We start from the raw sequence: 15453 nt of genomic DNA on the forward strand, positions 1-15453 counted from the left end.
AAACACGCCAACCGGGCGTGTTTTTTGTATGTTCGGGAAGAACGCAGGCAGGTTATACTTAGAATGATTGTACATGGATCTATCGGAAGGAGGCGTTATGATCATGTCCGCGAATGCCAAACCTGAAAGCGAACTGCCCAAGATCAGCAAGCCCGCTAATCAAGCTCTTGATTTGGCCGGGTATTATAAGCTGGAGCAATTTACTAAGGTGACCGAAGCAGAATTACTAAAGCTGCATGGCATGGGACCCAAAGGCATTCGAATGCTGAAGGAAGCGCTGCAGGAGAGAGGATTGTCATTTGCCAAAAAATCATAAGCACGTATAAAAAAGGAGCTTTCCATATGACAACGCCATCCAAGCTATTGTTGATCGGAGACAATGTCCACAGCACTTGGCATCCGCTGGAGCCTGCGCGCCAGCAGCTTCAAGCCATTGCATCGGACGGAATCGAGCTGGTTTCAACTGAGGAGTACGATACGCTGGAGACCCTGGAGCAGGATGGATACGCGGCCGTTATCTCTTATACGGATTGCTGGAACAGGCCGCTTAATGCCAGGCAAGTTGCGGGTCTGCTCCGATTCGTTGCGGGCGGCGGCGGGCTCCTCGTCATCCATAACGGCATCTCGCTACAGGCGAGCCATGAGCTTGCGGGGCTGATCGGAGCGCGCTTTACGGGCCATCCTCCTTATCAGCCGCTAACCTACCTGCCCGTGCAAGAAGATCATCCTTTGCTTGAAGGCGTCCCCTCCTTCACGGTGAAGGAAGAACCCTATATGTTCAAATTCGATGCGTCTTCTCCTCGCAATGTATTCCTTGAGTATGAATTTGAGGGCAGCCGCTATCCCGCTGGCTGGGAGCATCGCTACGGCCTGGGCAAGCTGGTCTATTTGCAGCCGGGACATTGCGCACCATCCTTTTTACCGGACTCGTACCGGCAACTAATCTTGAACAGCATGAGGTGGGTGGCTAGGCCACAAGCGCTATAACACCAAGAAAAAGCACCTGCCGGAGAATTGCCCTTTTCTGTATACGCAAAAGGGCAGAATCGGTTATGTATAACCGTCTGCCCTTTCTCATTCTATGATCGCTTCTCGGAAGATCCGGCTGTCGTGCCATTCAGAAAAACGTTCATCGCGTTGCGATAAATATCGATTGTAGCCTCACGATCCGGCATCCGCTTGGACACTTCCGCCAGTCCCATAAACAGCGCCTCCAGGACGTATGCAATTGACTTTGCGTCGCCTTGCGCCAGCTCTCCCTTGTCCATGGCCTGTTGCAGCAGCTGCTGGTTGAATTCGACATGCTGGTTCATATGGCTGGACAGATCGTCCTGAACATCGCTCCGCTCCCACTCGCTCGTCAGAAATTCATCCATCGCCCTGGTGAGCGGATGATTCAGATCGTTGACGACAAGGTGCTCGGCAAGTCCATGCAGCTTGTCGTTGACCGTGGCATAGTCCCTCTCCAGCTCAGACCATTGATCCTTCCATTCATTATCCCACTCGCTAAGCAAATATTGGAACAAGCCCTCTTTGCTCTGAAAGTGGTAATAGATATTCCCTTTGCTGCTGCCCGTCGCGGCGACGATATCCTCAATCGAAGTCGCCTTATACCCCTTCTGAGCGAATAACGCCCGTGCCGCTTCGGCTACCTTCTTTTTGGTTTGTTCGCTTTGCAGCTTCTTTTTGTTCATTCAACCGGTCCCCTTATCACGGATTAATCCATACCTCTTATAATAGAAATAAATCGTAATGAGTACAATACATTCCGACAAAGGCACGGCCAGCCATACCCCTGCAATGCCGAGCAGCTTCGGCAGCACCGTAATAAAAATCAGCATCAATATAATTTCTCTGGCTGCAGTAATCCATGTCGCCAGCTTCAGCCGTCCGGTCGTCTGACTGAATGTCATCATGACAAAGTTGATGCCCATGAACAGATAAGCCAGGACAAACAGATGAAGGCCCTTCGTAGCAAGCTCTACAATCTCTGTTGAGAAGTCTCCAAAAATCCCGATAATGCCTGAAGTCATCCACAGCATAAGCAGCATGAGTACTGTACCTGCCCCAAGGGCTGTCCAGATTGCGATACGTACGGTCTGCCTTATTTTCTCAGCGTAGTTCCCTCCATAATAATAACTGATCATCGGTTGAATGGCCGCGCCTAACCCGAGGAACGTCAGCAATACAATGCTGTGAATATAGTTCAGGATGGAGAACGCCGCCACGCCGCTTGTTCCCGCCACTCCCTCCAGCACAACATTATGGGAGATCGTAAATACCGATAATCCTACTTCCGCCAAAAAGCTCGGGAAGCCGATGACGATTACGGAGAGGAGCGATGCCTTGTTCCAGCGGAATTTCCCCAGCTTCAGCCGATTGTCGGCCCTCAGGAAGTGCAAGAACAACACAAGCATGCCCAGAAACGCTGCAATAATCGAGCCGTAGGCGACAGCTTGAACACCTAGCTCCAGCACGTACAGAACCGTATAGTTGATCACGATATTCGATAGCGCAAATGTAATCTGCGCAGCCATCGACAAGTTCGGGTTACCGTCATTGCGGACGAAGATGCTAAGCGCGTTTTCCACTGTGAATACAAAGCCGAACAACAGCATCACGTTCAAATAATCCGAAGCATGCGGGTATGTCTCCGCATTTGCGCCAAGCGCATAAACAAGCGGCTCACGGAAGAAGAACGCCGTCACGCCGATCACCAATGTTGCGGCAGCAATAAGAACAACAGACTGCGTAAATATACGCTGCGCTTTGTCCGGCTCTCTCGCCCCCATGGCCTGGGAATACATCGTTGCGCCGCCAATGCCAATCCATAGCGACATCGCGACAAACAAGGTGTAGACGGGACTTGCGATACCTACGCCCGCCAGTGCTTCCGCCCCCAGCTTATTGCCAACCATCACTCCGTCTACGACAATATTGACTGCAACAAGCAGCATGCCGAGCAGAGATGGAATCAAATAACGAAAAAATGTGCGAACGACCGATTGGGACTCCAATAGCTGCAAATTTTGATGTTTACTCATAGATAGCGACCTGCCTTATTCTTTTTATACTGAACGTTCATTCTATATTATGGTTCGGATGATATTTATACTGAACGTTCGTTCTGTATCTTATCACATCCGGAATTTGCAATGCAATGCACCACAGTAAAGACCACCTCCGTTTATCGCCTCCAACTAAAAAACGGACCGGATGATGCCCTTCATAGCTGCCTTACGCAGCCCAGGCCCATCCGATCAGTCGATTGGAATTGCTCTATGCTAGAAGCCCAGGCCCGCAAGCCAGCTCGACAGCCTCTCTTCCCTTGCCTTAATATCTTCAAGCTCCTTACAGTATTTCCCCAGCTCTTTCTCTGCTACCAGACTTCCGTCCATCATGAATAAAATGCGGTCCGTCTTCGCCGCGACCTTCACATCATGCGTCACCAGCAGAATCGTCGTGCCTGAGCGGTTAATATCCGCGAGCAGCTCCATAATTTCGCCTGCCGACTTCGAGTTGAGCGCGCCCGTCGGCTCATCGCCGAAGATCATGTCGGGCTGATTAATGAGCGCCCTGCATATCGCGACGCGCTGCAGCTGTCCTCCCGACGCCTGGGTAATATCATGAGCCGCCAACTGGTCGATGCCGGACTTCTTCATTAACGACAATGCTCTGTCGTTCAGCTGCTTTCTGCCCTGTCTCTTGGCCATATAAGCGGTCAGTATAATGTTGTCCAATATCGTCAAATTTTTGAGCAAATGAATCTGTTGAAAGATAAATCCCATACGAGTGAGTCGGAGATCGGACAGCTCTTGCTCGGACATGCCCGTTAATTCCTTGCCGCCGAACGTAACGCTCCCTCCGCTCGCTTGGTCCATCCCGCTCATATTGTACAGGAGTGTAGACTTGCCCGATCCCGACGGTCCCATTACTGCCACGAATTCGCCTTTTCGAATTTGCAAATCGATATCCTTGAGCACTTGATGCTCCTGCGCATTCCCCGATGTGAAGATTTTATTAAGCGCTCTGGATTCCAATAAGACTTCCATGCAGATTCTCCCCTCTCTATCCCGCATTCCATTCCGTTATATTCGTCTTTTTAATTGAGGCGATGCTTAGCAGTGTCGTGATTGCTACAACTGCCATGAGAATGATCGGGAAGCCGGCATAGGCTTGCACCGGATTGATGACAAACTGAATACTCGAAGCTCCCATAAAGGACAAGATCACGCTTGCCAGACTTTGCCCTACCGTGTTGGACACGATCGTGCCGAGAATAATACCGATACCGAGTACGAGCAGCGCTCTCGTCAAGTATTGAATGCGAATGGCTGGCAGCGAGAAGCCGATGCTTCGCATAATAGCGATCTGAGCGGCGTCCTTGGCGACCGCCATATGGAGGAACAGCGCTGTAATCAAGATCGCGATCAGCATCGCGATTGTGACGGCAACAGCCGTCAGCAGCCCCAGTTGATCAATGGTATTGCCCAGCGTCTGAGACAGGTAACCCGCCAGATCGGTCACTTTTGCCGGGTAGAAGGACTTGGCGTATTGCTCCTGCTTGTCACTGACCGGGACGCCCTCCTTCAGGTCTACGCTCACCTCGTAGCGGATCACATCCTTCGGCAAGAACGGAAGTGCAGCTTTCGCTGTGCGACCGCCGTTGGTTACATCCTGATAGATGCCGCTGACAGTCATCTCTCTTTCTATTCCGTCTACGAATAATGGAATGCGGTCCCCTACTTTTTTGCCCAAATCCTTGCCGTTCAAATAGGATAGCGCAATCTCGTTCTCTCTAACCGGTGCGGCACCTTGCGCATATTCCAGCGGGAATATGGAGAAATCGCCGGTCTCGACCGTCATCTCCTCCAGTACGCCGTCGCTGTTGACATAGTGGAACGCGCTTACGAAGATCGGGGAGAATCGCGCCACATCAGCATCTTCTTTCAGAGCGTTCGATACCCGTCCGAACTCTTCAGCAATCCCGTCCGAATATTGCATGTCGATGCGCAGATCGCTGCGCTCGATGCCCATATACGTATTGAAGCTTGGCGATTTGAACGTATTAAGCAGATTGACCGGAATAATCATGATGCATGTACTGATGATGAAGACCGCGAGCAGCAGCCGGTACATCTTGAAGCGCGACAACACATCCCTCATACCGAGAAAGATCGGCACAGATAGCCATCTGTTGCGATGGAGCACTGGCGCCTTCCTATGATGGCGCGTTTCTCCGAGTGTCCCTGCTCTGAGCGCCTCTACAGCGCTAATCCGGTCAAAGGATCTCAGCGTCAGCTTGCAGCAGCCGATGACGATGGCGCAGATCAGCGCAGATGCGGCGAGCGGAACGGCATACAGCAGCAGAGACTTCGGCGCTGACCCGAGGTACAACGCAATATTGGAGGTGAAAAGCGCATTTACTCCCCATGATGCGACATAGCCGACTATCGTTGCCAAGACAGCCATTGCGGCATATTTCAGCATATACATCCTTTTAATTGCGCGAGAACGGATTCCGATTGCTTTCATAATGCCGATCTCCCGGTAGTCCTCCTCCATCGACGCAAGAAGGGTATATCGGAGACATAAGATCGCGACCAAGCTGAGCAGGAGGCTTACTAAAATAATGACCGCCGCCAAGATACCATCCGTTAGCGCGTTCAGCGTCTTGAACAGGGAATAGTCCACACTTGGACCTTTACTTGGCATCAAAGCCGCTTGATAGTCATTGCGGAACTGCTGCAGCATCCCCTGGTCTTTCAGCCGGAACTCGATCAAATATTCCATCTCCCCCGTGCGCTGTCCAAGCGCATCCCAATCCGACGGGTGCACGACAAAACGTTTGGAATGAACGATCGACGCATTCATTTGCGCATCACGGACAAAACCGGCAACGGTCCATTCCGTCTCATAGCCGCCATCGGATAGTTTGATTTTATCGCCGATGTTGACATCCCTTTGCTGCTTATAATAGACGGGCACGGCAATTTCGCCTTTTGCCACCTGAACGGGCTCGTTGTTGACATTCAGCAGCAGGTCGAACGACTGGTTCTGCTTGACGAAATAATGGTCCATGACGCTTTTTTCTTCCGAGCTCCCGCCATGATCGATGTAGAGATGGCTGCCGTCGACGTTTACCATCGCCGCGATCTGATGCTCCTCGACGAGGTCATTAGCGGATGCAAATCGATGAACCTCGGCTTCATCCAGGCTGCCTGCATGCATCTGGACAAAATGCGGAGCCTTCGATTGCTTGAATAGAGCGTTCAGCGATTGTGTCAATTCCATCAGCATATTGGAGCCGCTGGCGACCAGCAATGCGGAGATGGAGATAAAAATAAATAGCGCGATGGATATACTCTTTTTCCTGCGAAAATCTCTCCGCAGCATCTGGATCAGCATCTTTGGGTATAGCTCCTTTCGTTAGGACTGGCGCTCCGTTATCTTATTGCTGAAATACGTCCTTTTGCATGGCAGAACGGTTCATAGCAGAGAAGTCCGCTCTGGCAAAAGCAGCCGCCGACATCAGGACGCATACGATTCCGAAAGCGGCCAGAATGACGAGGCCGGTCACAGGCGTTATCAGCACATCATGAAATCGGAACGCAAGCTGCTCAGCGACTAGTTCATCGGCCGGCAGCGACAGCTTCTCCAGGCTAAGCGCCCGGAAGAAGGCTGCGGCATACGTCATCGGATTAAGCAAGGCGGCGATCTGCAAGCCTTCCGGCAGCAGGCTAAGCGGTACATATACGCCGCACAGGAACGTAATCGGCGTCGTGACCGCTACCGATACGATCTGGAACGTTTGCGAGTTTTTCACCGAAGCCGCCAGCCATAATCCGAAGGAAGAGAAGACGAGACCGACAAGCACAACAAACCCAATGATTGCAATTGGCGTCACAATGGACGTATAGGTCAATCCTAGCGCATAACCGACAGCGAGAATCATACACGCCTGGAAGACGGCAACGGTTGTCGAGGACAAGATCTGTCCGATCACGATCGCTATGCGGCGGACAGGGCTTACGAGCACTTCCTTCATATAGCCGGATACGATATCCTCAATGGTCGACGTTGCGATATTCAGCGAGGTCTGAAAAACAACGATAATAACAATCCCTGCGAGCACATACGGAATCGGCTGGCTGACGGAGGTGCTTTCGAAAATGGCGCTTAACAAATAGAGATAAAAAAACGGCATAATGAATAACAACAAAAGCTGAACGCGGTTCCGGGCAAATAATCGTACATTGCGTAGCCATAGCGCTCCAATTACGCGCATCGCCTTACCCCCTTATGTCCTTACCAGTTATTTCGAGGTACACGTCGTTCAGTGTCCCCCTGCTCACTTCCATCCGTTCGATCGAGGTCCGATGCTCGCTAATCAGCTCCATGAGGCTGGAGGCATCCGCTACTTGAATGAGGTAATCCTCCCCTGCTCGCGTATAATTCAACCCGTGCCGCTCCAGGAGCTTCTCCAGCGCATCCGGATTGCGGCTGGCAATTCTCGCTTTGTCCGTCACGTAAAGGTTTTTGAGCGAGGTTGGGCTGTCGATCGCAACAATCTTGCCCTTATCGATGATGGCAACCCGGTTGCATATCTCAGCCTCATCCATATAGTGGGTCGTTAGAAACACGGTAATGCCCCGCTCCCGCCGCAGCTTGTCGATGTATGACCACATGCCCGCCCTGGTGCGCGGATCTAGTCCAGTTGTAGGTTCATCCAGGAAGAGGACCTGAGGCATATGCAGCAAGCTTCTGGCAATCTCCACCCGCCGCTTCATTCCGCCAGACAGGCCGCCGGCCATCGCCTGCCTCCAATCGGTCATGTCTACAAGCTCCAGGACAAACCGTGTCCGCTCGCGAATCAAGCGTTTGGGCATGCCGTAAAAGCAGCCGTGCATATACAAGTTTTCCTCTACCGTCATCTTGGGATCGAGCGTGCATTCCTGGAATACGACGCCAATACGGCTCCTGGCTCTATTCTGATCCCGGCTGACGTCTATGCCGTCGATAAACAACGCACCTGACGTAAAGCCGCTAATCGTGCAAAGCGCATGGATAGTCGAGCTTTTGCCCGCTCCGTTCGGTCCCAGAAAGCCGAAAATGCTGCCGCGTTCCACTTCGAACGAGACTTGGTCCACCGCTGTAAACGTGCCGTACCGCTTCACCAAATCTTTGACGACAATAATGGGATCAGTCACCCCGGCCTCTCCGTTCCATTCGCTCTTCATGCAGATTCCCCCGCTTCTTCATCGGTTCAAGATCCTTGACCAATCACGCCAAGAATGTAGCTGAAGCTTCCTTCCTCGGCTCCCAGCGTCTTCTCCATAATGGATGTGAACGCAGCCGCCTTCCGCATCAATTCATGAGGCTCCCATTCAAAGATGCCCTCGTCGAACAGAAATTGGGAGGAAACTAGCAGAAACTCGATTGTCTCTCTCGGGTATGCCGTGTGGAATACCCCCTCCTCGATCCCCTGCTCGATCACTTCCGTCAGCACAGGCGTGAGCTGAAGGATCGTCTCAACAAGGCTCTTCTGGTGCATCTCGGCATTGTTGATCTGGTGCAGCTGGTCGATCATCTGCTCCTTGCGGTCTGTATCGGGCTTCTGCGCCATCAGAATGCCAAGCAGCTTCTCATGAGCCGTAAGCCCCGGCGCGGACACAACAGCCTTGGCGGCTTCTACTCCAGCCTCGATATAGCGGCCGACAATCGCATCCATCATTTCCTCTTTCGATTGAAAGTAGTAATAGAACGTTCCCTTGGCAATGCCTACTTCATTCAAAATGTCATTAATCGTCGTCTTGGCATACCCCTTGGTGCCAAAAAGCATCTCGGCTGCGTCCAATATTTCATTTTTTCGTTCATCCGGTTTTTTTGAGATTCTCATTTCGGTCACCCTCCATTATTATCGACCGACGGTCGGTCGATGAATGCATCGTAGCATTTTACCAATTGCACCGTCAACAGCTAATCGTGGACACAACAAAAAAACGCTTGGATGTCCAAGCGTTGAATACTGCGGCTTTTGCCTCTCCCGGGGAATGGGGCTTCCGCAGGTTATTGGCAAATCATCAGCACATTGCCGTCCGGGTCTCTAATATTGAACCAATGCCCGTTTTCGATATTCGTCAGGAGCTCCACATTATGCTCTTTCATATAGGCATAAGAGGCTTCAATATCCGCTGTCACAAGCTGGATGAACGGTACCTGAATCACTTTCTCCGGCGAATAGATCTTGCTGTCCAATACGATATTGGAAGGGCCTTGCATCGGCAAAATATACAAATGTCCATAAAGGATATCGCCATCAGTCGGCAAATCCAACAACTTGCAATACCAATCCCTTGCCTTCTCCAGATTGCTCACCGGAATAAAAACACAACCGAGTTTGTTCTGAACCGGATTTGTCATAGCTTGCACGCTCCTATTTAACAACAGTATTCTTCCAATATTCAACATCGCCAAACTCGTATAGTACTTCGCCTTCCGCATTCCTCGCCTGAATCGTAATCGGATCATGAATCATGGTATCGAGTGTCAAAAACCAAATTTTTGCGCCCGATCCTTCCACGATGGAAGCAGCCCTGCTTCCTTCGCTTATTACGATTACTTGCGTAACATCCGGACTGAGCACTGCACCGCCTAATAGATTAAACTCACCGTCAGGCGAGCCAAATCCGGACCATGTTATTGCACTTACTGGGTCGTGCAACCCCATTGAACCCCCGGATTTAATCAATTCCTTGCCGAAACCGAATCGGTTGTCACGGAACAACCCGTAATACATACGCTGATCCTTCGTCCGATAGAAGACTAGCAGTTGCTCCCCTACCAATTGGGTATAGACCATATCTTGAACATTCTCGTTATGATCCTTCAAAGCGTTTATTAATTGATCTTGAAAGCTCTTTTAGTTTGATAGAACGGTGAAAACACCCAAGATCAGAATTGATAATACGCACAATACAACTATCATTCTCTTCATTTCATAGACCCCTACGATAAATAGTGAAGTTTCTCTTCATTCCGCTTCCAACTGCTCATAGCAAATGTCAGGCCTAATAATAGATAACCTACGAACCAAATCATACACCTCATCCAAAAGTCGGACCAACGCCCGGCATACATGGCTTGTTGAAATTCTGACATGCTAATTTCAATCCAAGTTATGATAAACCATAAGCCAAATAGTAGTATAGTATAGCCAATCCCCCTAGTTGCTACATATTTGGATTTCCCCATTTGTCGAATAACCGTCCACTTGCTGAAGAATGCTTCTTCCTTTGCCGACCTTACGCCTTGTTGATCGATCGTCATCACTCCTTTTCGAATTTCATCTATTTGTGAATAGACTATTACTGTGACGTCTCTGCCTGATTCTTAACTTTCTTACGAAGAATATCGTCCAAAAAGCATCCCCACAATAACAAACATACTCCGGCAACCATCATGATGACCGAATACATCAATGGCGTTGTTCCGCCTGTTTGACTTAATGCGGTCCCCAGACGTCCTGGAGGTGTTGACCACCCGCCTAACTTGGAAGCTATTTGGGATGCCGGAATATAGACGCCCAAATAGAGAATGACTCCACAAAATAAAAAAATGCCTCCGGCTATTACTTTTTTCATCTGCTCAATCCTTTCTATGAGATCTATTCGCCACTATTCATCTATAGATTGGCGCAGCTTATTCATTTCGTAGCGCAAAAAAGAGACCTCATCAAGAAGCAACCCCACCAGCTTCATATTTAACGCCCCTACTATGATAAGTGTAATGCCGCTAATTGGAATTGCTACTCGCTTCGCTGTAAGACTCCAAAACTCGCTCTCCGATTCATAGGAAGTGGGCAGAAACAAAACGATGCCATATAGCAACAATATGATTCCGATTACGATGACAACGATCGACCAACGCCTTAATGTATCGTACATGTCGCACTCCTCTCTGACTGATTATTTGAAATGGATATGCTTATCAACCGTCAATCCCTTTGACCAATCCTTGCATCGGTTTCTATTTTACCCCAATTGATCCCTTCATTGAAGACCCTGATATTAAACTAAAAGAAAAAGACGGCAATCAGGACTGCTGCATCCTGTATTGCCGCCAACTTTGAATCTAGTAAATTCTCTTGGATAAGATGCGCATTCTTAATCTAGCTCAATCTCAAAAACAGAATCGATAATAACCGGCAAATTATCCCGAAGCGATGCGGCTCCGAGCACCGATCGCGCATGTAAGCCCTGCTCCCCGAATACATCCAGCATCAGATCTGAGCATCCATTCAATACTTTATGATGCTCTTCAAAATCCGGGCTGGCATTGACGAAGCCTTGAATCTTAACGACTCTCTTTACTCGATTCAGTGAACCTAGCGCTTCCGCCAACACTGCCAGCACTTCCACCCCGGCCAGACGAGCATAGCGGTACCCTTCCTCGGTCGTATAATCGATCCCCAGCTTGCCTTCAGGCTTGCCGGATGGGCCTTTGCCCGAGAGGAACAACAGACTTCCGGACAGAACATAGTTGGTATATCGAGCTGCCGGCTCGCTCGCTTCCGGCAACAAGATGCCAAGCGATTGCAATCGATCCATGGGTGTAACATTAGACATGAACATGAGCTCCCCTCATCGTTACGGACATTTGGTTTTATCCTAATCTCATAAGCTGCTCGCGCTTTGGTCCTATGGACAGATAAGAGATCTTCACTCCAATCTCTCCTTCCATAAATGACACATACTGCTGTGCTGCTGCCGGAAGCTCTTCGAATGACTTAGCTCCGGTTATATCGCACTTCCAGCCTGGAAGCTGTCTAAGGATCGGCTTCGCCCCATTCAGCTTGGCATTGACAGGAAACTGCTCCGTAACCGTCCCGTCCTCCAACTGGTAGCCGACGCATACCGGAATCGAATCCAGGTAACCGAGTACATCCAAATTCGTCAAAGCCACCTCCGTCGCCCCTTGCACCATGCAGCCGTATCTGGTCGCAACAGCGTCAAACCAGCCTACACGCCTCGGCCTGCCTGTCACCACTCCGAACTCGCCCGCATCGCCGCCGCGAATTCGCAGCTGCTCCGCTTCCGCGCCTGCAATCTCCGAGACGAACGGCCCCGCTCCCACACAGCTGGAATAGGCTTTCACCACAGCCATAATATCAGTCACTGCATAGGCAGGAAGACCTGCTCCGACGGGGGCATACCCCGCCAGTGTAGAAGAAGACGTCGAATACGGATAGATGCCGTGATCAGGATCGCGAAGCGCTCCAAGCTGTCCCTCCAGCAAGATCGGCCGCTGCTCCTTGTATGCTTGCTGAAGCATCACAGTCGTATCGCATACATATGGGAGCAGCCTTTCTCCCAGCCCCAGCAGCTCCTCCACAATCGGATTAGCTTCCAGAGGTTGATGTCCGTATAGATGGGTCAGCAGCACATTTTTGACTTCCAGCAGCTGCCCTACGCGCTCCAGCAATTGGTTCCGATCATATAAATCCGCTACCTGTACGCCGAGCTTGGCATATTTATCTGCATAAAAAGGGGCGATTCCGCGTTTGGTCGAGCCGTAGCTGCGCTTGCCCAACCGCTCTTCCTCCAGCGCGTCCAATAACTGATGAACAGGCAGCACCACCTGCGCCCGATTCGATACCTTCAGGCTCGGCTTGGGCACGCCTCTCGCCAGCAACTGCTCCCGTTCAGACAGGAGCGAATCACCGTCCAATGCTGTACCGGGACCAATCACATTCGTAACATCCGGATAAAATACGCCTGACGGAAGCATAGACAGCGCAAACTTCCCGTAATCGTTAATAATCGTGTGTCCTGCATTGCTTCCGCCTTGGAATCGAACAACAAAGGACGATTTGGCCGCCAGCACATCCGTCATCTTTCCTTTGCCTTCATCGCCCCAATTCGCTCCCACAATCGCTGTTACCGTCACTTATGAATCGCCTCCTGTACTTGTCATCACTTACAGGAATAATTATAATGTGCACATATCCATTAGTATAATTGATATTAATAATATTAGATATAAACAGGAGTAATGACTATGGAATTTAATATGGAATGGTATCGCGTCTTCTACTGGACGGCCAAGCTGGGAAGCTTGACCAAAGCGGCGGAGAAGCTGCATATTACGCAGCCCGCCATCAGCCATACGCTAAAGCAACTGGAGAGCGGACTTGGCGGTCAGCTGTTCTTCCGTACAGCACGAGGCGTGACCCTTACAGCCGAGGGAGAAGTGCTGCTTCAGCACGTCGAGCAAGCATTCAAGGCTATCGACAGCGGCGAGAAGAAAATTGCGGAAATGCACAGCTTGGAGTACGGGGAGATCAATATCGGAGCAAGCGATTCGTTATGCAAGCATTATCTGCTGCCATATCTGGAGTCGTTCCATATGCAATATCCGGGTATTCGCGTGCGCGTCACGAACCGGACTACACCGGAGACCATTGCGCTGCTGAAGGAAGGACGAATTGACTTTGGCATTCTCAATCTGCCCGCGGCCGACAAAAGCATAGAGGTTAGAAGGAGCTCCCCGCTACAGGATTGTCTCGTAGTAGGCCCGGCGTACGCATCCCTGGCTCAATCTCCCTTCGAGCTGACCAGCTTGCAGCAATATCCGTTGCTCCTCCTAGAGCCGGGCGGCAGTACGAGAGCTTATCTGGACCAATACGCGGCTGCTCATCACATCCGCTTGACGCCAGAGTTCGAGCTGGGAAGCCTAGACCTGCTTGTTCAATTCGCTCAACGAGGGTTTGGACTGACGTTTATCGTGCGGGAATACGTCAAGGAAGAACTCGCTGACGGACGATTAATCGAAATCCCGCTAACTCCGCGTATTCCTGAACGATCGATCGGCATTGCTACGCTGAAGGGCGTCCCCCTCTCAGCTGCTTCGAAAAGCTTTCTTCAATGCTTGCCCTAAAGCTGATCGAACGTCTTATTGTTGGCCGTTCAACTGAATCATGAGCGCCGCCAGACAACTAATCCCGTGCTCCATCTGCTCGAACGATGCGTAAGCATAGGATAAACGCAAATATGGCTCGTCGATCCCGGAATCGTATATGCTTCCGGGATGCAGCAGAATGCCTTCCTTTAGGGCAAGCTCAAATAGCCTTCGCACCGATAACGGTCGGCTGATTCGCAGCCAAATGTAGAATCCGCCGCTCGGCAAGCTCCACTCTGCAAGGCTACGCATATAACGCAGCAAGAGCATGTGCAAATGCTCTCTTCTGTGCCTCAGCCCCACTCGCAATCGGGCAAGATGCTCGTCATAAAGATCCGTCTCCAGCCACTGGGCGACGGCATGCTGCGATAGCGCGCTTGTCCCGTAATCGGTCTGCATCTTGATGTCGGACAGCCGATCAATTACCGGCTCAGGCGCAACTATCCATCCAAGCCTAAGTCCTGGACCGAGCGACTTGGACATGCTTCCGATATACAGAACCTGACCTTCCCGGTCCATTGATTTGAGCGGCGGAGGCGGAGGAGCATCCAGCCATAGATCGCCGTACACATCATCCTCCACGATTGGCAGCCTTTCATGCGTGCATATCCGCATCAGCTCTTCCCTTCGTGCAGTTGGCATTAAGCAGCCAGTAGGATTATGAAAGGTAGGGATTGTGTACAGCATTGCGGCATCAGTCTGACGCTTCATAGACCCGATTCGCCCCGCGATCAGCCCGTCCTTATCCATCGGTACGCCATAAGGGCGGATACCCGCAGATTGCACAACATGAATGGAGTTCAGATAACTCGGACTTTCCGTTAATATCGTAGAGCCACCGCGCAGCAGTCCAAGTGATATGAGCTGCAAGGCTTGCAGGCCCCCGGATACGATCATAATCGAAGACGGGGCCGCCTTAATTCCTTTCGCCAGCAAAGATCGGCTAATCGCCTCCCGCAATCGCAGACTTCCGCGCGGTTCGGAGTAGCTTAACGATAGCGAGCTGCCGCTTTCTTGCAGCGACTGCAGCATAGTCCGTGCAGGCAGAAGCTCAGGTGCAGGCTCGCCTGTGCCGAGTCGCAGGATAGCCGGATTCGCTTCCGCTTTATTAATGAGCTGGATCAATTGATGATTGGGCCGATGCGCCCCATCCACCACATAACGTCCCCAATCCGGCGCTCGGGTTGAAGCGATCACGTTCCATGTATTGTTGACAACCACCGTGCCTTGTCCAACCTTGGACTGAATAATCCCATCCGCCGTTAATTCATCCAGCGCATACACAACCGTGCTTCGATTGACCCCGAACCGCTCAGCCAGCTCTCGCTGCGTCGGGATCTTGGTTCCAACCGGCCATTCGCCGTTACGTATTTTCTCCACGATGCTATCGTTAATTTGCTGATACAGCGGGGTAGACGAGCTTCGGTCAAGCAGCCATTCTTCGGTCATAACATCCATCTTTCCTTCGTTAGGTTGTGCTTATTTTAGCAGATT

Annotated in this window: 17 protein-coding genes; 3 read left to right on the forward strand and 14 right to left on the reverse strand. The window is 50.9% G+C overall.

The window, feature by feature from the left end; all coding sequences use genetic code 11:
* Positions 1–103: 103 nt before the first annotated feature.
* Positions 104–316 (forward strand): helix-hairpin-helix domain-containing protein, encoded by a 213-nt coding sequence (locus tag AC0YNW_RS19010; protein ID WP_475833284.1) that lies wholly within the window; start codon positions 104–106, stop codon positions 314–316.
* Between the two features lie 26 nt (positions 317–342).
* Positions 343–987 carry a ThuA domain-containing protein gene (locus AC0YNW_RS19015; protein ID WP_475833285.1) on the forward strand — a complete coding sequence of 215 codons (645 nt, stop codon included), beginning with the start codon at positions 343–345 and terminating at the stop codon, positions 985–987.
* 92 nt (positions 988–1079) lie between these two features.
* Here AC0YNW_RS19015 and AC0YNW_RS19020 read toward each other — a convergent pair whose 3' ends face one another.
* The 13 genes from AC0YNW_RS19020 to AC0YNW_RS19080 form a co-directional block, all read right to left on the reverse strand.
* Positions 1080–1694, reverse strand: a complete 615-nt coding sequence (locus AC0YNW_RS19020; protein ID WP_475833286.1) for a TetR/AcrR family transcriptional regulator — start codon at positions 1692–1694, stop codon at positions 1080–1082.
* A complete protein-coding gene (locus AC0YNW_RS19025) occupies positions 1695–3044 on the reverse strand; it encodes an MATE family efflux transporter (protein WP_475833287.1) in 1350 nt (449 codons plus the stop codon).
* Positions 3045–3284: 240 nt separating this feature from the next.
* On the reverse strand, positions 3285–4052 hold the full coding sequence (locus tag AC0YNW_RS19030) for an ABC transporter ATP-binding protein (RefSeq protein ID WP_475833288.1): 768 nt from the start codon (positions 4050–4052) through the stop codon (positions 3285–3287).
* Positions 4053–4068: 16 nt separating this feature from the next.
* Complete coding sequence (locus tag AC0YNW_RS19035) at positions 4069–6408, reverse strand: ABC transporter permease (protein WP_475833289.1); 2340 nt, start codon at positions 6406–6408, stop codon at positions 4069–4071.
* 43 nt (positions 6409–6451) lie between these two features.
* A complete protein-coding gene (locus AC0YNW_RS19040; RefSeq protein WP_475833290.1) occupies positions 6452–7288 on the reverse strand; it encodes an ABC transporter permease in 837 nt (278 codons plus the stop codon).
* Positions 7289–7292: 4 nt separating this feature from the next.
* On the reverse strand, positions 7293–8240 hold the full coding sequence (locus AC0YNW_RS19045; protein ID WP_475833291.1) for an ABC transporter ATP-binding protein: 948 nt from the start codon (positions 8238–8240) through the stop codon (positions 7293–7295).
* Between the two features lie 26 nt (positions 8241–8266).
* A complete protein-coding gene (locus AC0YNW_RS19050; RefSeq protein ID WP_475833292.1) occupies positions 8267–8899 on the reverse strand; it encodes a TetR/AcrR family transcriptional regulator in 633 nt (210 codons plus the stop codon).
* A 170-nt stretch (positions 8900–9069) separates the two neighbouring features.
* Complete coding sequence (locus tag AC0YNW_RS19055) at positions 9070–9423, reverse strand: VOC family protein (protein ID WP_475833293.1); 354 nt, start codon at positions 9421–9423, stop codon at positions 9070–9072.
* Between the two features lie 13 nt (positions 9424–9436).
* On the reverse strand, positions 9437–9862 hold the full coding sequence (locus tag AC0YNW_RS19060; protein WP_475833294.1) for a hypothetical protein: 426 nt from the start codon (positions 9860–9862) through the stop codon (positions 9437–9439).
* A 505-nt stretch (positions 9863–10367) separates the two neighbouring features.
* Complete coding sequence (locus tag AC0YNW_RS19065) at positions 10368–10643, reverse strand: hypothetical protein (protein WP_475833295.1); 276 nt, start codon at positions 10641–10643, stop codon at positions 10368–10370.
* A 33-nt stretch (positions 10644–10676) separates the two neighbouring features.
* Entirely contained in the window at positions 10677–10946 is a 270-nt protein-coding gene (locus AC0YNW_RS19070) for a hypothetical protein (protein WP_475833296.1), read from the reverse strand.
* A gap of 219 nt (positions 10947–11165) precedes the next feature.
* On the reverse strand, positions 11166–11627 hold the full coding sequence (locus AC0YNW_RS19075; RefSeq protein ID WP_475833297.1) for a RidA family protein: 462 nt from the start codon (positions 11625–11627) through the stop codon (positions 11166–11168).
* Between the two features lie 37 nt (positions 11628–11664).
* Positions 11665–12948 carry an adenylosuccinate synthase gene (locus AC0YNW_RS19080; protein WP_475833298.1) on the reverse strand — a complete coding sequence of 428 codons (1284 nt, stop codon included), beginning with the start codon at positions 12946–12948 and terminating at the stop codon, positions 11665–11667.
* 111 nt (positions 12949–13059) lie between these two features.
* Here AC0YNW_RS19080 and AC0YNW_RS19085 point away from each other — a divergent pair, with 111 nt between their 5' ends.
* A complete protein-coding gene (locus AC0YNW_RS19085; protein ID WP_475833299.1) occupies positions 13060–13938 on the forward strand; it encodes a LysR family transcriptional regulator in 879 nt (292 codons plus the stop codon).
* Between the two features lie 15 nt (positions 13939–13953).
* On the opposite strand, the gene AC0YNW_RS19090 is transcribed toward AC0YNW_RS19085, so the two are convergent.
* Positions 13954–15408 carry an aminotransferase-like domain-containing protein gene (locus AC0YNW_RS19090; protein ID WP_475833300.1) on the reverse strand — a complete coding sequence of 485 codons (1455 nt, stop codon included), beginning with the start codon at positions 15406–15408 and terminating at the stop codon, positions 13954–13956.
* Positions 15409–15453: the final 45 nt, after the last annotated feature.

Source organism: Paenibacillus sp. J31R120 (genome assembly GCF_056269225.1).